This window comes from Bacillus paranthracis (assembly GCF_024296885.1).
GTDB lineage: Bacteria > Bacillota > Bacilli > Bacillales > Bacillaceae_G > Bacillus_A > Bacillus_A paranthracis.
The window spans coordinates 1193362-1215420 of sequence record NZ_CP101135.1 but is presented as its reverse complement, the minus strand read 5'-3'; the positions used below and the strand labels follow the sequence as shown (position 1 = coordinate 1215420).

Annotated in this window: 18 protein-coding genes and 1 pseudogene; 6 read left to right on the top strand and 13 right to left on the bottom strand. The window is 36.9% G+C overall.

Annotated features, from left to right (window positions below; genetic code table 11):
* Nucleotides 1–43: 43 nt before the first annotated feature.
* The 5 genes from fabF to NLJ82_RS06110 all read right to left on the bottom strand — a co-directional run bounded on the left by fabF (nucleotide 44) and on the right by NLJ82_RS06110 (nucleotide 4690).
* The gene (gene fabF, locus NLJ82_RS06130) at nucleotides 44–1282 is read right to left on the bottom strand and encodes a beta-ketoacyl-ACP synthase II (protein ID WP_000412651.1); all 1239 of its coding nucleotides are present in this window, start codon (nucleotides 1280–1282) and stop codon (nucleotides 44–46) included.
* Between the two features lie 31 nt (nucleotides 1283–1313).
* Complete coding sequence (gene fabH, locus NLJ82_RS06125; protein WP_001100540.1) at nucleotides 1314–2246, bottom strand: beta-ketoacyl-ACP synthase III; 933 nt, start codon at nucleotides 2244–2246, stop codon at nucleotides 1314–1316.
* 577 nt (nucleotides 2247–2823) lie between these two features.
* A complete protein-coding gene (locus NLJ82_RS06120; RefSeq protein WP_009879752.1) occupies nucleotides 2824–3000 on the bottom strand; it encodes a ComZ family protein in 177 nt (58 codons plus the stop codon).
* 53 nt (nucleotides 3001–3053) lie between these two features.
* Nucleotides 3054–3926 (bottom strand): NAD-dependent epimerase/dehydratase family protein, encoded by an 873-nt coding sequence (locus NLJ82_RS06115; protein WP_000486161.1) that lies wholly within the window; start codon nucleotides 3924–3926, stop codon nucleotides 3054–3056.
* Nucleotides 3927–3955: 29 nt separating this feature from the next.
* The gene (locus tag NLJ82_RS06110) at nucleotides 3956–4690 is read right to left on the bottom strand and encodes a lipase family protein (protein ID WP_000028698.1); all 735 of its coding nucleotides are present in this window, start codon (nucleotides 4688–4690) and stop codon (nucleotides 3956–3958) included.
* Nucleotides 4691–4846: 156 nt separating this feature from the next.
* On the opposite strand from NLJ82_RS06110, the gene NLJ82_RS06105 reads away from it, so the two are divergent.
* Nucleotides 4847–5029, top strand: coding sequence for a YjzD family protein (locus tag NLJ82_RS06105; RefSeq protein WP_001211114.1), 183 nt, complete (start codon nucleotides 4847–4849; stop codon nucleotides 5027–5029).
* A gap of 37 nt (nucleotides 5030–5066) precedes the next feature.
* On the opposite strand, the gene clpB is transcribed toward NLJ82_RS06105, so the two are convergent.
* The gene (clpB, locus tag NLJ82_RS06100) at nucleotides 5067–7667 is read right to left on the bottom strand and encodes an ATP-dependent chaperone ClpB (protein WP_000365372.1); all 2601 of its coding nucleotides are present in this window, start codon (nucleotides 7665–7667) and stop codon (nucleotides 5067–5069) included.
* A gap of 211 nt (nucleotides 7668–7878) precedes the next feature.
* Nucleotides 7879–8058, bottom strand: coding sequence for a YjzC family protein (locus tag NLJ82_RS06095; RefSeq protein WP_000531418.1), 180 nt, complete (start codon nucleotides 8056–8058; stop codon nucleotides 7879–7881).
* 492 nt (nucleotides 8059–8550) lie between these two features.
* Between NLJ82_RS06095 and NLJ82_RS06090 the strand changes: the two genes are divergently transcribed.
* The 3 genes from NLJ82_RS06090 (at nucleotide 8551) to NLJ82_RS06080 (ending at nucleotide 9804) form a co-directional block, all read left to right on the top strand.
* Nucleotides 8551–9360: a Cof-type HAD-IIB family hydrolase gene (locus NLJ82_RS06090; protein ID WP_001041235.1), complete on the top strand. Its 810-nt coding sequence runs from the start codon at nucleotides 8551–8553 to the stop codon at nucleotides 9358–9360.
* Nucleotides 9361–9465: 105 nt separating this feature from the next.
* On the top strand, nucleotides 9466–9606 hold the full coding sequence (locus NLJ82_RS06085) for a hypothetical protein (protein WP_000516816.1): 141 nt from the start codon (nucleotides 9466–9468) through the stop codon (nucleotides 9604–9606).
* A complete protein-coding gene (locus NLJ82_RS06080) occupies nucleotides 9607–9804 on the top strand; it encodes a DUF3813 domain-containing protein (RefSeq protein WP_000527392.1) in 198 nt (65 codons plus the stop codon).
* 25 nt (nucleotides 9805–9829) lie between these two features.
* Here the strand turns inward: NLJ82_RS06080 and NLJ82_RS06075 are convergent, their stop codons facing one another.
* Nucleotides 9830–10687 (bottom strand): YitT family protein, encoded by an 858-nt coding sequence (locus NLJ82_RS06075; protein ID WP_000364456.1) that lies wholly within the window; start codon nucleotides 10685–10687, stop codon nucleotides 9830–9832.
* A 100-nt stretch (nucleotides 10688–10787) separates the two neighbouring features.
* Here NLJ82_RS06075 and NLJ82_RS06070 point away from each other — a divergent pair, with 100 nt between their 5' ends.
* Together NLJ82_RS06070 and prsA are read left to right on the top strand one after the other, a co-directional pair.
* Complete coding sequence (locus tag NLJ82_RS06070; RefSeq protein ID WP_001120845.1) at nucleotides 10788–10919, top strand: DUF3941 domain-containing protein; 132 nt, start codon at nucleotides 10788–10790, stop codon at nucleotides 10917–10919.
* Between the two features lie 130 nt (nucleotides 10920–11049).
* On the top strand, nucleotides 11050–11907 hold the full coding sequence (gene prsA, locus NLJ82_RS06065; RefSeq protein ID WP_001214228.1) for a peptidylprolyl isomerase PrsA: 858 nt from the start codon (nucleotides 11050–11052) through the stop codon (nucleotides 11905–11907).
* Between the two features lie 147 nt (nucleotides 11908–12054).
* Here the strand turns inward: prsA and NLJ82_RS06060 are convergent, their stop codons facing one another.
* The 5 genes and pseudogenes from NLJ82_RS06060 to NLJ82_RS06040 all read right to left on the bottom strand — a co-directional run bounded on the left by NLJ82_RS06060 (nucleotide 12055) and on the right by NLJ82_RS06040 (nucleotide 21890).
* The gene (locus NLJ82_RS06060) at nucleotides 12055–12192 is read right to left on the bottom strand and encodes a hypothetical protein (protein ID WP_012644268.1); all 138 of its coding nucleotides are present in this window, start codon (nucleotides 12190–12192) and stop codon (nucleotides 12055–12057) included.
* A gap of 124 nt (nucleotides 12193–12316) precedes the next feature.
* Nucleotides 12317–12580, bottom strand: coding sequence for a hypothetical protein (locus tag NLJ82_RS06055; RefSeq protein ID WP_000658333.1), 264 nt, complete (start codon nucleotides 12578–12580; stop codon nucleotides 12317–12319).
* Nucleotides 12581–12906: 326 nt separating this feature from the next.
* Nucleotides 12907–14132, bottom strand: a pseudogene (locus NLJ82_RS06050) (RHS repeat domain-containing protein); the annotation flags it as partial.
* 335 nt (nucleotides 14133–14467) lie between these two features.
* Nucleotides 14468–15172 carry a hypothetical protein gene (locus NLJ82_RS06045; protein ID WP_000878668.1) on the bottom strand — a complete coding sequence of 235 codons (705 nt, stop codon included), beginning with the start codon at nucleotides 15170–15172 and terminating at the stop codon, nucleotides 14468–14470.
* A 55-nt stretch (nucleotides 15173–15227) separates the two neighbouring features.
* Nucleotides 15228–21890, bottom strand: coding sequence for a DNRLRE domain-containing protein (locus NLJ82_RS06040; protein ID WP_000391591.1), 6663 nt, complete (start codon nucleotides 21888–21890; stop codon nucleotides 15228–15230).
* Between the last annotated feature and the right edge of the window lie 169 nt (nucleotides 21891–22059).

The window sequence follows — 22059 nt, the reverse complement described above, 5'->3', positions numbered from 1 at the left end:
GTTTTTTCGCAATATGTTACGAAAAAACTCCTTATTTCATCTATTATTTATACGCTTTAAATACTAATACTGCGTTATGACCACCGAATCCTAATGAATTACTTAACACCGCGTTTACTTCTTGATGTCTCGCATTATTCGGTACGTAATCTAAGTCACATTCTGGATCTGGTGTCTCATAGTTAATTGTTGGAGGAATTACTCCATCTGTAATTGATTTAATAGAGAAGATTGCTTCAACAGCACCAGCTGCCCCTAATAAGTGACCTGTCATTGATTTCGTTGAGCTGATTGCTACTTTATACGCATGCTCACCGAACGTTTCTTTAATTGCCATCGTTTCATACTTTTCATTCGCATCCGTACTTGTACCATGCGCATTAATGTAATCAATATCTTCTGGCTGTAGACCTGCATCCGCTAAAGCTTGACGCATTGCGCGCACGCCGCCTTCACCGCCAGGAGCTGGCATTGTAATATGGAATGCATCACCAGTTGCACCGTAACCAGCGATTTCCGCATAAATGTGAGCACCACGAGCTAATGCGTGCTCTAATTCTTCAAGAATTAAAATACCTGAACCTTCACCCATTACGAAACCACTACGGTTTTTATCGAATGGGCGGCAAGCTGTTGCTGGATCTTCATTGAATGTTAATGCTTTCGCTGAGCTAAATCCTGCGAATGCCATACTTGTTAACGGCGCCTCTGCCCCGCCCGTAATCATTGCATCAGCATCACCACGCTGAATTGCTTTAAACGCATCACCAATTGAGTTTGCACCAGATGCACAAGCCGTTACAGAACAAGTGTTAATTCCTTTTGCTCCTGTTGCGATTGATACTTGGCCTGCTGCCATATCTGGAATCATCATCGGTACGAAGAATGGGCTCACGCGGCGCGGGCCTTTCTCAGTAAAAATCTTAAATTGTTCTTCGTATGTTTCCATACCACCAATACCAGAGCCAATCCATACACCAATTCGAGGTCCATTTTCTTCTGTAATCTCAAGCTTTGCATCTGCAACTGCCATTTTCGCTGCTGCTACTGCATATTGTGTAAAGCGATCCATACGACGCGCTTCTTTTTTATCAATATATTTCTCGACTTCAAAGTCGTTAATTTCTGCTGCTACTTTTGCTGGAAATAGTTCCGGATCAATTCTTGTAAGTCGTCCGATTCCAGATACACCCTTTTTAATGTTTTCCCACGCTGTTTCAACATCTGTACCGACCGGTGTAACAGCTCCTAGTCCTGTAATTACGACCCTCTTTTTTTCCATACAAAATACACTCCTTTTTTTCTCTCAGTCCTTATTTACCCCAACGAAGAGCGACTGCTCCCCATGTTAATCCGCCGCCAAAACCAACAAGTATAATTAAATCACCATCTTGAATACGTCCGTTTTGCAATTCCTCTACCATTGCAATCGGAATGGAAGAAGCTGATGTATTACCGAACTTCTCAATTGTCATACTCATCTTTTCTTGTGGTAAATTTAATCTCTCTCTTGCAGATTCCATAATACGAATATTCGCTTGATGCGGTACTAAGAAATCCACATCTTCTTTCGTAAGACCAGCTTTATCTAGAACGCGAAGACAAGAATCCCCAAGTTGACGAACAGCAAATTTAAAGACTTCTCTGCCATTCATCATAACATACTCATCTTGATAAAGATGCTTACCGCCACTTCCGTCCGCTCCTAATTCGAAAGATAGAACGCCTTTACCTTCTGAAACAGCTCCCATTACGATCGCACCGGCTCCGTCTCCAAATAGTACTGCTGTATTTCGATCGTTCCAATCTACAATTTTAGATAGTTTATCACTACCAACTACTAGTATATTTTTATAAGTTCCCGTTTGAATAAATTGCTGCGCTGTAATCATTCCGTACATAAAACCAGCACACGCTGCACTTAAATCCATTGCAGCTGCATGTGTTGCGCCAATCGCTTCTTGAATGACACAAGCTACTGCTGGAAAAGCACGATCTGGCGTTACTGTTGCTACTAAAATAAGATCGATATCCTCTCCGCTAATCCCTGCATCTTCAAGTGCTTTTTTAGAAGCCTCTACGGCCATATATGAAGTATCTATTGTATCATCGGCAATGCGTCTTTCCGCAATACCTGTTCTCGTACGAATCCATTCATCGGATGTATCCATTATTTTCTCTAAATCGTGATTTGTGACTACTTTTTCCGGCACATATCTTCCGATCCCTAAAATGCCCACGTTCACATCGCAGCCCTCCGTTTTATATCAATTATTATGACTTGGTACTAATTTTAAAACATAAATGTATTTTTGTCTAGAATATATTTCTGCTAAAACATAAAGCGAACGCATTATTCACCTTATTGTTTATGAAAAGAAACGGAAACATACCTTTACCTGTTCTTTCGAAATATAAAAAAGCCCGAACCGTTTCTACTTACAGTTCAGGCCTCTCTTCCATCTAAATTTTTATTCTTTATCTGCTTTCCTTCTAAACTAGAGGGTTCTCCTCACTACTTTTCCTTTAGCCTCTTCATATATCTGGTTTTCCCCCAGGCGAGAATAAAAAAGGCCCTGACCGCTTCTATCCACGGTTCGGGCCTCTCTTCCATCTCAAAAGATGCTTTTTATTCTTTTTATGCTTTTTATTCTTGATCTGCTTTCCTTCTAAACTAGAGAGTTTTCCTTACTACTTTTCCTTTAGCCTCTTCATATATCTGGTTTTCCCCCAGGCGAGAATAAAAAAGGCCCTGACCGCTTCTATCCACGGTTCGGGCCTCTCTTCCATCTCAAAAGATGCTTTTTATTCTTTTTATGCTTTTTATTCTTGATCTGCTTTCCCAAGCTCATATGCTTCGTTCATAACTTTCATCAATAACTCTAATACTGGTTGAGCTTTCTCCATATCAAGCGCAATTCCATTATCATCTAAAATGGCCTTTGCTTCTGGTAAATGCTTCATTGCGATTTGTAAAAATTGCATGCTTTTCTCATTCATATTATGTTCTTCCTCTCCATTAAAACTTTCACATACATAGTGTAACACGCTCGCTATCCTTCGTATAACTCTTTATATTTTTTCATATGTGCCAATTGTTTATTTAAACCGTATTCTAACGGAGTATTTCTTTTTATCGAAATAACCTCTACTGTTCCATCTCTTTCTTCTAGATTCTCTTTTTTCACTTTATCCTCTGCACGTAAAAGGTTCATACCTTTTTTCCATAATGATTTTTTACCACTAAGTAAATTATATATACCGAGATATTCCTCGTTCATGCCATTTTCCCATAAGTATTCACATACATCTTCAACGTACAGTAGATCACTGGCGTTTTCCTCACTCGTATAATGGCACTCTTTCTCACCCAGTTCTGATAAAATGAGCTGATGATACATCATAAAAGATGGTTGCCATGGCCCATATAATGTAGGAACTCGAAATACACTATATTGTACCTCTCCTTTTTTCAATCCTTCTTCCACTTTCGCAAATAGACGTTTATTTTCGGACTCATCTACGTTTCCTACTTCAATAGAAGAAATTAGATTTAACTTCACTTTATGTTCTTCACACAGTCTTATCATTCGCTTTAAATACTGTAATATAACTCTTTCATTTCGAAAGCCACTTTGTTGGTTAGGCTCATACAGACAAAAGTAAACGGCATCAAATTTCTCTTCCTCTACGGATCTCCATCCGTCTTCATCTCTTATCGAATAATACGTAAATAACGCATTTCGCCCAATTAACAATAACTTCTCTTCATTAATTTTTGTCATATTATCGAATTCATCAAAATCAAGACCATATACTTCTACTTCTTCTGCAATCATTTTATTCACAAGGTGATAACCTACAAACGTAAGTGCACCTATAATTAGCACGCGTTCCATACCACCAACCCTTTCTCCTTGAAACAAATAGCTCCTCATTTATGTATATGGGAGCTTCACAATTCTTCTTCATATTTTTTAAAGAAATCAGTCGTTTGCCTAACCATTTTATATTTCACATCTTGCAGATGGAATAAGACAGAAGTATCGCATTGGTTCAATTGCCTCATTTTCTCGTATTTACGTAGCAGCTGTTTTCTTCCTCTTTTTTCTTGTGTTGATACAAAAATTTTAACAGGTACACAAGACGGAAGAAGCGTAAATGATTTCTTATTTATTTTCGCTTCTAATTCTTCTTCTTTAGCATCATACGCTAAACTTAATTCCTTCAAGAGTCTCTTATAAAAAAATTTATGCTCTTTCTCAAACTCCACATATTCTGGTAAATCTAAACACGGATTTAACATAATGACAGAACGTATACATTCAGGGTATTTGTTCATCATTTCAAGTGCAACAAGTGCCCCCATACCATCTGCCATAATGTGCATTTTTGCATTTAATGTCTCTTTTCTCAGAACAACGTCATATAGACGTTTCGCTAGACGAACAGATTGGTCGTTTCCCCAATGTCTTCCGTATAAATTAGAAGAAAAGACCGTATAGCCTTCCTCAATAAGGCCATGTAAAAAATAAGATCTACCCGCATGCTGTGTCCATAAACTTGTACCATTCTCAATAAAGTAGTTGTAATCACCTAGAAGCATGACAGAAAATCCATTTGGCTTCTCCGGTAAATAAATGACACATGGTTCTTTTTCTAAGTAAAAAAAACGTTCCGTAATACTCATTTTTCCCCCGCCTTATTTTCTAAACGTATAAAAGTACTCTTTTATAATGTATGAACAGAATGCAAATTTGCGTTGAAAAATCTACAAATATTTTTCTATATTCTTTTTTCAATTGTGTTACAATAAGGACAGATTGAACGAATAGAGGTGTAAAATATGCGTTTCATTTGGGCATTAATTTGGTCGTTCTTGCTTGTACATATGATGAGCTACGTAATCGGCTCTATGACTGGCGGTACATACGATTTTAACCAAGCGTCTATTTTCTCAGTTGTTCTTGCAGTATTCGTACTAGCAATTGCAGCTGCAATTCCAAACGAGCCAGTAGAACAACACTAAAAAAAGAGTCCGGATTTTATCCGAACTCTTTTTTGTTTTACTTCACATGAACGACTAATTCGTTATTTTCTACATCAACAACTACGTGACTGTTATCAGTAATCGTTCCTGCAATTAATTCTCTCGCTAATTTCGTCTCAACTTGACGCTGTACATATCGTTTTAACGGACGAGCTCCGTACATCGGATCGAAGCCAACTTCGACAACAAACTCTTTCGCTGCGTCTGTTAATTGTACCGTAATATGACGGTCAGCTAAACGGCCTTGTAATTCTTTTACAATTTTATCAACAATACCTTTAATTTCATTCGTTGTAAGAGGTTTGAATAAAATAATTTCGTCGACACGATTTAAAAACTCTGGTCGGAAATGTCCTCTTAATTGCCCCATGACAAGTTCTCTTGATTCTTCTTTAATGGAGCCATCTTCTCCTAGTCCATCTAATAAATGAGCAGATCCAATATTTGAAGTCATAATAATAACCGTGTTTTTAAAGTCTACTGTACGTCCTTGCGAATCTGTAATGCGACCGTCATCTAACATTTGTAATAAAATGTTGAATACTTCTGGATGTGCTTTTTCGATTTCGTCTAATAAAATAACCGAATACGGTTTACGTCTTACCGCTTCTGTTAATTGACCGCCCTCTTCATATCCAACATATCCAGGAGGCGCACCAATTAAGCGTGACACAGCGTGTTTCTCCATATACTCAGACATATCAATACGAATCATTTGTTCTTCACTATCAAATAATGACTGCGCTAACGTTTTTGCAAGTTCTGTTTTACCAACACCAGTAGGTCCTAAGAAAATGAAGGAACCAATCGGACGGTTCGGGTCTTTAATACCTGCGCGTGCACGAAGAACTGCGTCTGATACTAAGCTTACTGCTTCTTCTTGTCCGATGACACGCTCTGATAAAATTTGCTCTAAACGTAGTAATTTCTCGCGTTCACCTTCAACGAGTTTTGCAACAGGAATACCAGTCCAACGTGAAACAATATCAGCAATCTCTTCTTCACTTACTTCCTCACGTAATAAACGATTTTCTTGTTTATTATTCGCGCCCATTTCTTCTGCTTCTTTTAACTCTTTTTCAATTGCAGGAATTTTTCCGTGGCGAAGTTCCGCTGCTCTATTTAAGTCGTAATTACCTTCTGCTTCTTCTAATTCACGGCGCAGACGCTCTAAATGTTCACGTAAGTCACGAACTTTGTGAATATCTTCTTTTTCTTTCTCCCATTTGGCTCTCATGCCACTTGCCACTTCTTTTAAATCCGATAATTCACGTTGCAATGTTTTTAGACGTTCTTGGCTACCAAAGTCTTTCTCTTTTCCAAGAGCTGCTTCTTCAATTTCCAGCTGCATAATGCGACGCGTTACTTCATCTAATTCTGTTGGCATAGAATCAATTTCTGTACGAATTGTTGCGCACGCTTCGTCAACAAGATCAATTGCTTTATCCGGTAAGAAACGATCCGAAATATATCGATCTGATAAAACTGATGCTGCTACAATCGCGCGGTCATGAATATTTACACCATGATAAATTTCAAAGCGCTCTTTTAAACCACGTAAAATGGAAATTGTATCTTCAACAGTTGGTTCTTCTGCTAATACTTGTTGGAAACGTCTTTCTAGCGCTGGATCTTTCTCAATATATTTACGATATTCATCTAACGTCGTCGCCCCGATACAATGCAGTTCACCACGCGCAAGCATCGGTTTTAACATATTTCCTGCATCCATTGCGCCTTCTGTTTTACCAGCGCCGACGATTGTATGAAGTTCATCAATGAATAATAAAATGCGTCCTTCACTCTTTTTAATTTCATTTAATACAGCTTGCAGTCGCTCTTCAAATTCACCACGGAATTTCGCTCCAGCTACAAGCGCACTCATATCTAATGCAAAGATTGTTCTATCTTTTAATCCTTCAGGTACATCCTTTTTCACAATACGCTGTGCTAACCCTTCAACAATTGCTGTTTTACCAACACCTGGTTCACCAATTAAAACTGGGTTGTTTTTCGTTTTACGTGAAAGAATGCGGATTACGCGGCGAATTTCACTATCGCGGCCGATAACAGGGTCAATTTTCCCCGCTCTTACTTCCGCAACTAAATCACGACCATATTTTTCTAACGCTTCATAAGTTGCTTCTGGATTTTGACTAGTCACTCTTTGATTCCCCCGAACTGTCATTAAAGACTGTAATAAGTTATCTTTCGTAATATGAAATCTTGTAAATAATTGGTTTATATCGCCTTTTTCTTCAGTAAAAGCAAGCAATACATGTTCAATTGAAATGTAGTCATCTTGCAATTTCTCTGCTTCTTTTCCTGCTCTTACAAGTAATTGTTGCAGAGCACCTGTTATATATAATTTACCTGCTTCTGCACCGCTCCCCGTTACGGAAGGCTTTTTCTTAATTAAATTTTCGGCGCCTTGTTTTAATGCTTCTATATCGACGTTCATTTTTTGAAAAATACGTACTGCTAACCCATCTTGCTCTTCTAATAATGTAAACAAGAGATGAACAGTATCTACTTCTTGATGGTGATGAGATACCGCTAAAGATTGGGCACTCATAATCGCCTCTTGTGTTTTTGTTGTCATTTGATTTAAGTCCATCTTTACAGTCCTCCAAATGTTTGACTTTCTTTGACCTTTGATTTGATTATACGCCAACTGACTTTTTTATACAATAATTTTGCTTATGTATTTTCAAACTTATTATTTGAAAAAGAAAAAAGGAGCATTCATGATACAACTGAAAAATATACGGTAAATGAAATTAAAATGTGTAACGACAAAAAAGCCGCAATAACGATTGCGGCTTCTGTTACGGTTTTCTTTTATACGTCCACTGACGGTTATGATTCGTGTTATCTGGAAACTTGTCACCAGCAGTTAGTTTCACCATTTGCGGATCTTTCACCATACTTCCCGTTTCACCAATTTCTACGTAAATGCCATCATTCGGCGCTTTTTGTCCCGAACGAAACCTGCGATTTTGTCCCATTTCCATTCTCCTTCCATGACGTCTTTGCCTCATTAGTATATCCATTTTAAAAGAAAGCTTTTCTGTCATGTTTAGGAAACAAGTACTACATTTCGTTCTTGTACATATACATGAATGACACAAGCTTAAAGCAGGGATTTCCTTCCTATTTGTCGAAAAAAAAGAAACCAACCTACTATAGGCCAGTTTCAAAGGAGAGTCAAACATATACGAGAAGATTACATGTTCATTATAAGCCTCATCATACGAGCAATGTAACCCTTTTCACAATTTGTCCATAATGAAAGAAACATTGTTTGAACTTTCTAAAAAGATGTTGACTTTTCTTAATTTCCAACGAGAAATAGTAGACACCGCAGCACTTTGCGACGTAAGATGGATATATAGTGAACTTTCCATCTTTGGTGGTCTCACCCAGTCTAACCTCTTATTTCTGCAGATTAAAAACGGAAATACAGATAAAAACAAAAAAATATTATAAGAGGTGAAATTATGAACAAACAACATTTAATCGCATTAGACTTAGACGGTACATTATTAACAGACAACAAAATAATTTCCACTCGAACGAAACATACAATTGCAAAAGCAAAGGAACAAGGACATATTGTTGTTATCTCAACAGGACGTCCATTCCGCGCTAGTTATGATTACTATAAAGAACTTGGCCTAAATACACCAATCGTAAACTTTAATGGCGCTTACGTACATCACCCTCTTGATTCAAAGTGGGGCACACATCACTCTCCTCTTGAGCTAGCAACAGCGCAAGAAATTGTCCGAGCTTGCTTTGATTTTGGCGTAAAAAACATATACGCTGAAGTAATGGACGATGTGTATGTGCGTGAAATTGATGAAGATAAAAAACATATTTTCGAATTCGGTTCTCCAAACATTTTTACAGGAGACTTATTAAATATTTTAAATGATCATCCAACTTGCTTATTAATTGACGCACATGACGAGCATTCCAGTGCAATTCGTCAACATTTAACTGATATGCACGCTGAAGTAATCGACCATAGAAAGTGGGGCGCACCTTGGCCGATTATTGAAATTGTAAAAAGCGGATTAAATAAAGCTGTTGGACTACAAAAAATTTCTAGTCATTATAACATTCCACAAGAGCGAATCATCGCTTTCGGTGATGAAGATAACGACTTTGAAATGATTGAATTTGCTGGTCACGGCATCGCAATGGGAAATGCCATCCCTGAATTAAAATCACTCGCAAACCATACGACGCTAACGAACGAAGAAGATGGTATTGCACTATATTTAGAAGAGGTTCTTGGGTTGTAATCTAAAAATTCCCTGCTTATAGTTTCTCGCCAAACGCTCATACTATCATTAGACGCACAAGTTAGCGCGTCGATTGTTTTCAGCTAAATAAAGGGGGTTTTTCGAATGGGTAAAAAGAACAAATCAAAACGTTTTATCCAACAAGGAGCCGATGCTGTTATGAAGCATGATGCAAGATTCCCGTACCGAGGTACATTAGCTGAGGCAGAAAAAGCGAGAAGTAACTCTTCTTTTGGAGGGGTCTAAATGGGGAACTTACTATTTCAACAAGCTAGAGATGCTGTTGCAAATGCCGTATCTTGTTCAAGCGGTGCCGAGCAACAAGATCTCGTATATAGAGCAAAAAACGCTTTGCACTCTGCATACGCAAACTCTTCAACAGCTGAAAAAGTTCAGCTACGTGAAATGCAAGAGCAGTTGCAAAACATTACGAATGCACATTAAAAAAGAGGACCAGCTTTGGTCCTCTTTAATCTTTTCGAAACAATCCGAATACCCCAACCGTTTGCAGTACGTTTGTAAATGCACCTGGGTCCACTTGTTTAATAACCCTCTCTAATTCGTACAGTTCGTAACGAGTAATAACAATCATTAACATTTCCTTATTTTCATTCGTATAAGCACCAGTTGCTGGTATAGTTGTAATCCCCCTCACTAAGCGTGAGTGAATCGCCTTTCGTACATCCGCCCCATTCTTCGTAACGATTAACGCCGTAATCTTCACATGACGCGTATGAATTGCATCGATGATTCGCGTTGACACATACAAAGTCACTAAAGTATATAATGCTTTTTCCCATCCATACACATAGCCGGCAGCGATAATGATCAGTGCATTAAAGAAGAAAAAATACGTACCGACAGGCTTGTCTTTAATCTTTGATAAAATCATGGCGATTATATCTAAACCACCTGTAGAAGCCCCCCACTTCAACGCAATCCCTACCCCGATTGCTGAAATAAGCCCACCAAAAATCGCATTTAATATGATATCGTTTGAAACTGCTCTAACTGGGATAATTTCTAAAAACATAGTCATAAAGATAACGCAAAGAAAACTAAAGAAAGTAAAGGCCTTTCCAACCTTTTTCCAGGCTAAAATAACGACTGGAATGTTAAACAAGCTAAATAATACCCCGGTTGATATGTGAATAGATAAAAAATCACCTAATATTTGTGATAGCAATTGAGACAATCCAGCAAAGCCACTTGCATACACTTTCGCTGGCGTTAAAAATAAATTCATTCCAATCGCATTTAACAAACCTGCGACCATTACAACGATTAACTTCTTTATAAGTTCGGTATAATTCAACTTCAAATCCATTTCCAATCCACCTTCATTATTCATGAGTACACTGCTATACATAGTCTTTACGAAAAAGGAAATGATAAACGTACAACGTTTAGAAATGGAGTTGATACATATGCCACATACGAGTGATAACGACAAAAAAGCACGCGATAATAATGCAAAACGCGCGCAAAAAAATGAGCAAGAACAAAAGAATATAGAACAAGGTAAGCGTGCCTATTCTAAAAAGACTGATCACCTTTGATTCCATCGTACACCGACAATATTGTTGGTGTACTTTTTTTACAGTTTACAGGGAAAAAACATTAAAAATTCACTTCATGTTCACTTCTATATTCTACAATAGCGATAACATATTCGGATGAGGTGTTAGCATGAGAGGGAAACACATTTTCATTATTACTGCACTACTAAGTATATTAATGCTATCTGCTTGTGGACAAAAAAACGACTCAGATACAGTCGCTACGGCAACAGACTCAACCATTACGAAGAGCGACTTCGAAAAACAGTTGAAAGATCGTTACGGAAAAGACATGCTGTACGAAATGATGGCGCAAGACGTTATCACGAAAAAATATAAAGTATCTGACGATGATGTAGATAAAGAATTACAAAAAGCGAAAAATCAATACGGAGACCAATTTAAAAACGTATTGAAAAACAATGGTTTAAAAGATGAAGCTGATTTCAAAAATCAAATTAAGTTCAAACTTGCTATGAATGAAGCGATTAAGAAAAGTATTACAGAAAAAGACGTGAAAGACCACTATAAACCTGAAATTAAAGCAAGCCATATTTTAGTAAGTGACGAAAATGAAGCGAAAGAAATAAAGAAAAAATTAGATGCTGGTGCTTCATTTGAAGAACTAGCAAAACAAGAATCGCAAGACCTACTATCAAAAGAGAAAGGCGGAGACCTTGGATACTTCAATTCAGGTAGAATGGCACCTGAATTTGAAACTGCTGCCTATAAACTAAAGGTCGGACAAATTAGCAATCCCGTTGCATCACCAAACGGTTATCATATTATTAAATTAACTGATAAAAAAGAATTAAAACCCTATGATGAAGTGAAAGACTCTATTCGCAAAAACTTAGAAGAAGAACGTATCTCTGACCCTATATTCGGCAAAAAACTATTGCAAAATGAATTAAAAAAAGCAAATATTAAAATAAATGATAGTGAGTTGGAAGATACATTTGCACTTGTATATGAGCCAGCGAACTAAAAGAAAGAGGTTGTCTCATAAGTCTCTTTCGAAGTAAAATCACATGAAATTGAAAAGGAAGAAACGTTATTAAATCAACGTTTCTTCCTTTCACTTTCTATTCGGTTTTGGCTAAAAAGCACCTTTTGGGACAGCCTCTTTTTCATGTTACTCTCTACTAATCTTTAATCTTGATTTTATTATATTAGAACTAGAATCATTTTCATTCCATGTATACTTGTACTTTCCGTCTGATGTACGATTTCCATTCGCATCATACGTTAACGATTCATTTAGGTCTTTCACATTTAGCCCCCTGTATAATTTCCTGTTTTATCATAATCATTTTTCCTATATGATAATCTTCGTGTTTTCACAACTAATTTTGTTGATTTATCAGTATAATTATATGCACGATTAATACCTTTACCTACTCTATCAGTAACGTTTTCAGCTCTTTTTTGAAACTTTTGTAGTGCCAATTAATATGATCTAATTCTATCTCTATTTCTATCAGATCATCTATTAATCTTTCTTTATCATTTTTATCACTAAGCATATCCTCAATTAACCCCTCTAACTTTTGACAACCCTCATAAATATCATACATATCCGCGACCAATTCACCATGTTTTTTCTGGGGTGATATTTTAGAAAAAAGTACTATTAATTCTTCTATTTCTATTTCTTTCAATTTAACCCCTACCTTCTTTACTTATTTTTCAATCGTTTTTTTAACCTCGCAACTTCATTCTCCCATGCTCTTATTTCTTTTTCCCAATGTGGTCTCGATTGAGCACGAGGATTTCTCGCTATTTTTTCTTTATGTTGTCTTATCTGTTTCTCTAATCCCTCTATCCTTTTTCGAATTTGTTTATTGTTTTGTGCCTGTAAATAGTATTCTTTTGCCTTTTTCCCAAGCCAGGATCCAGCCTTATAAGTTATTCCGGCTAATATTACTGCTCCAGTAACTAATAATGCAATTTGTCCAATCCCTGGTATGAAATATAAACCAATTGCTGCATATCCATCAGGATCAATTTTCATAACTGGGTTATTATCCGCATACGTATATCCATTCTGAGTAACAGGATCATCTTCCTTACCTGGATCTGGATCCACCGATAAGAACACACCATGATCTGGATTATAGTATCTCGCGATCAAGTAATACATACCAATCTCTTTATCATACATGTATCCCGCATATCCGAATGGGTTGTCTGCTGCGATACCTTTTGCGTCACTCTTTAATACGTTGCTACAACTTCTTTATCCTGGTTTGTCATCGCAACGACATCACCACGAGGATTGTAGTGATAGTATAATATTTGTCCTTGCGATTTCATAGCCAAACGTAAACCATTTACGGAATACACATATTGACGAAGAACATTTCCACTACTATCCGTCTCATATAACAGATTAATGCTATCGCCATCATAGAAATAGCGTGTTACTTGACCATTCACACTCTTTTCAATACGACGATTATCTTCATCGTATTTATACGTTGCGAATGCATTGCTCTCACCTTGTTTTGTGATAGCTACAATTTGATCGTTTTCATTCCACGTATACTTGTACTTTCCATCTGATGTACGATTACCATTCGCATCATACGTTAACGATTCATTCCCGAATTTTACAAGTTGATTGCCTTCATTAAACGTTGCCGCTATAGACTTTGTTTCTTTTCCATTCTCTACAACTTTCACACTTGTACGGTTTCCAAATCCATCATATGTGTAAGATTTACTTGTTCCGTTTGGTAATGCTTCATTTAATAATTGGTTAATCGGGTCATATACAAAGTTTATCTCTGTTACTTTCCCGCCCGCACCTTCATGTTTAATCTTCGTACGGTTGCCTGCTTGGTCATATTCATATCGTTCAGAAAGTAGAATACTATTTGACGTACCTACTACTAAATCTTTAATTTTGTTCGCGTGGTCATAGTTAAAGGTAGAACCTGCACCATTTCCCGCTGTATACGTACGAACATTCCCTTGATCGTCATAGTCAAAGCGATACGTTTGAGAACCGTCTGTTACACGAATGTTTTGATCTAGCGTGTTGTAGTCATACGATACTTTATTTGTGTATCCGCCTTGCGTTACTGTTTGTTCTTTTAGTTTTTCTGTCTTGCTGTTTGCTTTGTCATGATATGCCCAGTCAATTTTTCCGCCTCGGCTATCTGTTGCGCTTGTAACGCGGTCAGCCTTGTCGTATGTTTTCGTTCTACGCCATTTGTGTTTATGTTCAATTTAAGTATGAACTAGGAAATTAAAATATTGTAGGAAAAAAGTTTAAATTATATAAAATCCTTTTCATACAAACTTAACCTCGCATATTATCTAGTTGACATTTATAATATGCGAGGTTACATAACCAGAGTTCATTTATCCACAACAGATTATAACCCTCTCAAACTCCATATAAAAAAAATAAGCGTCAAAATCCCTTAATTTTAATAAGTTTGACGCTTACCCTCAATTATAATTTATTTATCTACAAACAATATATCTTACTCTCTCAAAACCTATATAACCCTAAAAATCTTTTATATTTTCTTTATAAATTATGAGCACCTCAAAATTAACCAAGGATACCACAATATCTCTTCCGCCTCTATCTTTTGATTATCAATTAAATGAATAACATATTGTGCATCCTCATAATTAGCGATAAGTGATAATTCATTTAAATTCTTACCATACTTTCTAAAATCCGTCTGTAAATTATTATGAATAAACGAATAAAAATTATTGTTACTATAGCCACATATATCAAAACCTAACATTTCATCGTTATTGATACAGAATGGCAATGCATCTTCCATAAAATGATATATAGAACAATCAAAATCATTCTCTTCTCGCTCATTCAATAAAAAATCCGCCCGATACTCTTCTGAAAGATTTAAACTAACAATTTCCAAATCCTCTATACCCTTTAAATAGTTTTTCTTAAAAAATCTAGCATCCTCTAAATCCCTAAAAACATTGGGCCAGGAGAACCTTTTTTCCTCTATCAATGTATCTAAAAAACATCGCGCCTGTTCATGCTCCTCTTTACTGATCCTTAATCTTGAGTTTATTAGTTTAGTAATCGATTCATTTTCATTTGTATTGGCCCAAGGGAAAAACCAATAATCAGGAAATGTTGGCCGTACGCTATTACTTATTGTTAAAATAATCGAGGACAGCCCCTCAATTATGCAAGTTTGATAAATAAGCTCTTTTTCATATGAAATTATCATAAATCCACCGTTATAATATTTCATGCCCATCCCTCCTTCCTGTTATGAATACAAGTATTCTTCAATAACTATATTCATTTTAATACCCTCTTGGATATTCCTTTTTAAATGGTTTTCTCACTTTTTCTTTCGGATACTTCTTCTTAGTTATAGGGTTTCTATTGTATTGATTTTTAGTTTTAACATTTGGTCGTGGAACATCACCATGCGGTTTTCCTTCTCCACGAAATTGTTTCCTCAACACTCCTCCTTGTCCATAAGTTGCGTATTCAGTCACTTTTCCATTTTTAGTTTTATATCTTGTATGTGGACTTCCCTTTGCCTTCGGGTCTGGTCCAGATGGTTTACTACGGGCCTGCATGACTCTGATTTTTGCACCAATACGCCAAGCCGCATATGCACCACCAACCGCTATAGTTGCTAATAATGCCGCTTGTCCCAAACCTGGTACGAAATATATGCCTGCAGCCATTGCCCAATGCCCATCTGGGTCAATGTTCATTACCGGGTTATTATCCGCATACGTATACCCATTCATTGTAACCGGATCATCACTATCACCTGGATCAGGATCCACCGATAAGAACACACCATGCTCTGGATTATAATAACGCGCAATCAGATAATACATCCCAATTTCTTTATCATACATGTATCCCGCATATCCAAATGGATTGTCTGCTGCAACACCTTTTACGTCGCTCTTTAATACGTTACCCCATGAATCATATTCATATGTTGCTACAACTTCTTTATCCTGGTTTGTCATCGCAACGACATCACCACGAGGATTGTAGTGATAGTATAATGTTTGTCCTTGCGATTTCATAGCCAAACGTAAACCATTTACGGAATACACATATTGACGAATAACATTTCCACTACCATCCGTCTCGTACAACGGATTAATGCTATCTCCATCATAGAAATAACGTGTTACTTGACCATTTACACTCTTTTCAATGCGACGATTATTTTCATCATATTTATAAGTTGCGAATGCATTACTGTCACCTTGTTTTGTGATCGCTACAATTTGATCGTCTTCATTCCATGTATACTTATACTTTCCATCCGATGTACGATTGCCATTCGCATCATATGTTAATGATTCGTTTCCGAATTTGACAAGCTGATTCCCATCATTGAATGTTGCTGCTATAGATTTTGTTTCTTTTCCATTCTCTACAACTTTCACACTTGTACGGTTTCCAAATCCATCATATGTGTATGATTTAGTTGTTCCGTTTGGTAATGTTTCATTTAATAATTGGTTAATTGGGTCATAAACAAAGTTTGTTTCTGTTACTTTTCCGCCTGCATCTTCATGTTTAATCTTCGTACGGTTACCCGCTTGGTCATATTCATATCGTTCAGAAAGTAGAATACTGTTTGATGTACCTACTACTAAATCTTTAATTTTGTTCGCATGGTCATAGTTAAATGTAGAACCTGAACCATTACCAGCTGTATACGTACGAACATTTCCTTGATCGTCATAATCAAATCGGTACGTTTGAGAACCGTCTGTCACACGAATGTTTTGATCTAACGTGTTGTAGTCATATGATACTTTATTTGTGTATCCGCCTTGCGTTACTGTCTGTTCTTTTAGTTTTTCTGTTTTACTGTTTGCTTTGTCGTGATATGCCCAGTCAATTTTTCCGCCTCGGCTATCTGTTGCACTTGTGACACGGTCAGCCTTATCGTATGTTTTTGTGCGTTCTACACCGTTGACATGGTCTGTTACTTTCGTAACTTGTCCATTTTGATCACGTTCAAATGTAAATGAATCTTTTCCATTTCGCTTTTCACCAATGACGCGATCTGCTGTATCATATACAGACTCTAAAATAGAACCGTTTGGCATTTTCGTTTTAATCTTGTTTGCATTTTCATCGTACGTGTTTTCAATACGACGGTTCAACGCATCAATATACACTGTATTTTTATTATCTACATCATATTCATATTTGTGTGTTTGCGTTTTTCCGCCAAACATGACAGATTTCTCTGTTGTATTTCCATTATGATCATAACGATAATTTACAGAAGTACCATTTTTCAAAGTAACCTTCGTTAATAGATTATCTTTGTTGTAATCATATAGTTTTGTATTTCCTTTTTCATCTGTTTCGCTCTTTTTATTCCCTGATGCATCGTATGTGAATGTATTCTTTTGCCCTTCTTCATCATACGTCGCAACAACATTGCCATCGTTGTCGTACTCGTTTTTAATAAGAGCGTTCCCTTCTAGTAAACGAATGTTATCAAACCAAACTTTCCCTTTGTTATTATTTCTAAAGAGAAGATAGATTTCCATACGTTTAATTGGTTTTGTTGCTGGAATCACAACTGCACTACGATTCCAATCATTTGTCCCACTTGGGAATTTCGTTTGGTAATTAGCCCCACTACCATCTTGATAATACACATCTGCCCAAATCGCATAGTCTCGAGAAAGTTTATCTGGCGCATCATTCTCTACATTTTCAGATTTAGACATCCCTGTTAGTGTAATTGGCTCTGCTTTTTTCTGATTTATAGTTACATGCTTGCCATACCCTACATTTGAACCACCATATTGGCTGCGCTCTAATACAATAGATGAATGTCCTGTAAAGCTCTCTTGCTGAGAAACATCTTTTGGATCACAGCTTGTTCCATCTCCTCGAACCCATCCTGGAATACAACCTTTTTCCGTCATATTCTCTAAACTACTATTTTCAATCGGATTAAAGCTAGAAGAAACCTCACCTTTTTCCAGTTGAATCTTATCAAACCAGACTGAACCACTCGTAGCAGAACCGCCATTTTCTACTTGTAAATAGATTTTTACTTTTCTCGTTTGTTCTGTTGTTTTAAAAGTAACTTGACGATTAACCCAGTCCCTCCTTCCTTGAACTTTATTGTGACGAGTATCATGCCATCCACCATCTACACCAGCACCGTTTTCATTTAATAACTGTACATTGAAGAAACCAGCACCATTGGCTAAATCCGTTTTTATCATACCACTTAACGTATACGTTGTATTTGGTTCTAACGTTACTTCTTGAATTGCAGCAATATAGCCCCAATCATTATTCGTTGCTTTTGTTGAAATTTTGAGTGATGATTCTCCGCCCAGACCACCTGGTGCCGGTGTTGCATCTTTTATAATAGATCCAGAATTATTCGCATTTACTGGTACCCATTTTTCCGTATCATTCATTTCAAAGCTTGGATTTTGAATCAGGTTTTCTCCTGTTCCTAGCTCTCTAGTTGTTGCAATTGGATTTCCAAACTGATCATACTGCATGAAAGATGATGTATTTGCAGCTTGATTAGTTTCAGACACTTCTGTATTCGCTGCTTTATAAGCAACTGTTGTTTCACGATTCTCATTATCTGTCGCTTTTATAAGCCCGTTGTCTTTATTGTACTCAAACTTTTCTGTTCCCATTTCATCCGTAACAGAAGTTACATTCCCATTACCATCATAGGTCGCTGTTTCTGTTTGATTTTTAGGCGTTGTTGTTTTTACTAAATTATTTGCATTGTATTCATAAGATGTCGTTAAATTCAGACGTCCCACATCTTCAACTGTTTTCACTGGATTTCCAGCATCGTTATACGTATAAACAGTTTTACGACCTTTAGGGTTCGTTAACGTAACTTCTTTCGTATCTGTATTATATGCTAATGTCGTAGCTTTTCCTAATGGGTCCGTTACTTTTACTAATCTATTATTCTCGTATGCATATGATGTTTTATATGGTTTTGCATCTGTATGTTGCGGATCATAAATAGATGTTAGTAAACCATTATCATATCCGTATTTATATACTTTTCCTTCTGCTGTTGTAGAAGAAACAAGTAAATCTCCATCATATTTAAATGTAATCGTTTTGCTATCTGGGCCGATTACTCTTGCTGCTTTTTTATTATTCCCATCATATTGTACGACTAACTCTTTACCAGAAGCGTTCTTTACTTTTGATAAACGTGATTCCCCATCATACTCATATGTCGTCGTATTTCCGTATTTATCTTTTGTATACTGGATACGACCTTGTGCATCTCCAGATTTATAGAAAGTAACCGTTTGGTCTTTATCTTTTATTTCATATCCGCCTGATACTTGTTTAATTTCTAAATATATACCAGTAGGAGCTTGATACGTATTATCTCCCGTTCTAGTAAAAGTAATATTTGCGCCATCGGCAGAAATTAATAGTAAGTTTCCATTTCCTTCAGCCAAAATTCTTTCTTCTAATCCACTAGACCAACCTGTACCAAATAGACCTACTTTTTTACTTTGGCTATTATACGTTCTTTCTACTGATACGTCCGGTCCGCGCCCAGATAACGTAATATCTTTCTCACTCATGATAAAGTTACCATTTGTAGCATTTACTTTACCATTTAGTACTGGAACTGATGCCCAGTAATCAAACATCCCTATAAACCCAAAGTCTTGAGCAAATTTAGGCACAAATTCATGAGAAATTTCACTTTCGGCATGCCCTACTTTACTATACGCCGTTACACGGAACCAATAATTTTTAAAGCCAGCATAAATTCCGCCAGAATTCTTATACACAGGTGATGGATCAACTGCTAATTCTGTACCTTTTTTATCGTGATGAAGTAAATATTGGCCTTTCGCTATTTCATCTTTCGTTGGCCAAATTTTCTCGTTTTGCGTTGTCCAATTCGTCTTATCTCCTACGTCGAAAGCCTCATAATCTTTCCCGTTATATACCCAAACTTTATAACCGGATGCTGCCGGGACTGCATCCCACTTTAATGTGACATATCCCGTTTCCTTATCTGTCGCATTAATATAAGCTGAACCATCTGGCTTTTTCACTTGCTCTAACGGAATAAATGGAACGACTCCATCCGAAAGCGGACTTTCACCAAATGGATACTCTGCTACAATACGAAACCAGTAGCTACTTCTTCCACTATAATCTCCGTACGGACCGCCTGCTTGATAAGCATTTTTATATATTTGTCCTGGGTTAGTAGGTGCTTCTGCCCCTTTTCCGTCATCATGTATCCAGTATCGTCCTTGTGCAATCTCTTCTGGCGTCGGGAATATTTTTTTGTCTTTCGTCGTCCAGCTTGTCACATTCCCAACTGAAATATATTCATAGTCATATCCGTTAAAAATAGCTACTTTATACTCGGTTGCCCCTGGGACCGGATCCCATTGTAGATTGAAGTGACCTGAACCACTCCCGCTCCCATTTGAGTAAGCTTGTACTCTCGGTGTATTTGGTTTTGCGTAAGAATATTTTACTTCTAAGTACGGTGCATTAGCTCCGTTTTCAGCTGCAATGAATTTCTTCCAATGACTTTGCCCATTTCCGTTTGCATGTAGCTTAAAGCCGTTATTTTGCTTTGTGCCTTCCACCCATGCTTTTACTGTATTCGTTACATTAAACTGCGCCCATTTTCCGCGTCCGACATCAGTTTGTGCAATGTTATTAGAACCTGGCTTATTATTCCAGTTCACTCCACCAACATTCCACCCACCTGTTACTTCATCTAACCAAACACCATTCGGTTGATTTCCATAGTAATGCCAAACAGCATAGGCATGGAATGTTGCACCTTCAATCTTTGCACCTTTTAAATTTGAAACATTCGGTTTAATAAATGCAAAGTTTGTTCCAGATGAGCCATCATAATACCCAACTTTTAACGTGTAAGCATTCTGACCTGAATCCCACAGTTTTCCTCCAGAATAATTGACAGTTGGATAGGCACTTGCAGTGTATGCATTTTCAAAGTTCCCTAGTTCAACAGAAGGATCTACATATACCGGATATTTTCGCTCTGGTGCTTGTAACCACTGCGGGTCTGCAGTAACAGTTAATGTATATGTTTTTTCATCTTTCTTCTCAATATTGTAGCGAACTGCATCTGACGTTACAGCCTCACCTGATTGTTGATCCACATTTGAATCATTCATATACGGTTTCGGTAATGTGAATACTTTTTCTTTTTTCTCATTTTGGAAGTCGATTGAACCATCTTCCTGTAAGCTCGGTGTTAAATCTGTTTCTAATGCAAATGTAAAAATGTGATGTCCTGTATATTCACGTAAGACAAAATCTTCTTTTACATTTTCGTTAAACGTCGTACTCTTTAAATCAATATTTGGGAAGATCCCTTTATACCATACTGTATTATTTTCATGTGTCGCAGTGACCGGTGATGGCTTCACTTCACCTTTTTCACCATTTGCACTCATTAATTTGTACTGAATCGTATGATCTTTTACTTTAAATTGAACGTACTTTCCATCTTGTGTTGTTTTCTCGAACTCTGGTTCTAATGTTGTATTTTCCGTTACAATCTTTGCGTTAGGTGCTTCTACTAATTTCGGTGAAACCTCTTCTAACTTTCCATTCTTTTCAATATGAATCGGTTCCGTATATACCTTTTTCGTATACGTACCATCATTATTATCGAAAACTTTCTCTGTTTCCGTTCTTTCTTCTACAATCTCAGTCGGACTCGCCTGTGCTTTAGTCTTATCCTTCTTTAATTGATCTGGATGTGGATCTGGTAATTCCTTTTCTTCTTTCTTTTCCACTTCCGGACTTTGTTCTGAATTTGGAGATGGTGTAAACGGTGGTGCCGTTTCCGCCAATCCATTGAGTGGTATGGAGGTAACAATTAATGCAACTATGATAAGTTGGATTAAATACCTATACCACTTTTTCTTAACTTGCTTCTCTTCCATACATTCACCCCTAATTCGCATCGGTTTTATTCTTACAATTAACAATTTAAAGAATTTTCCGAGGGGCTTCAACATAAAAACGACAATATTGTGATATTTTTTCTAAAAATGTATATTTTCCGACAATTTACCATTTTATATTCCTTTTTCCTTATAAATACAGTAAAAT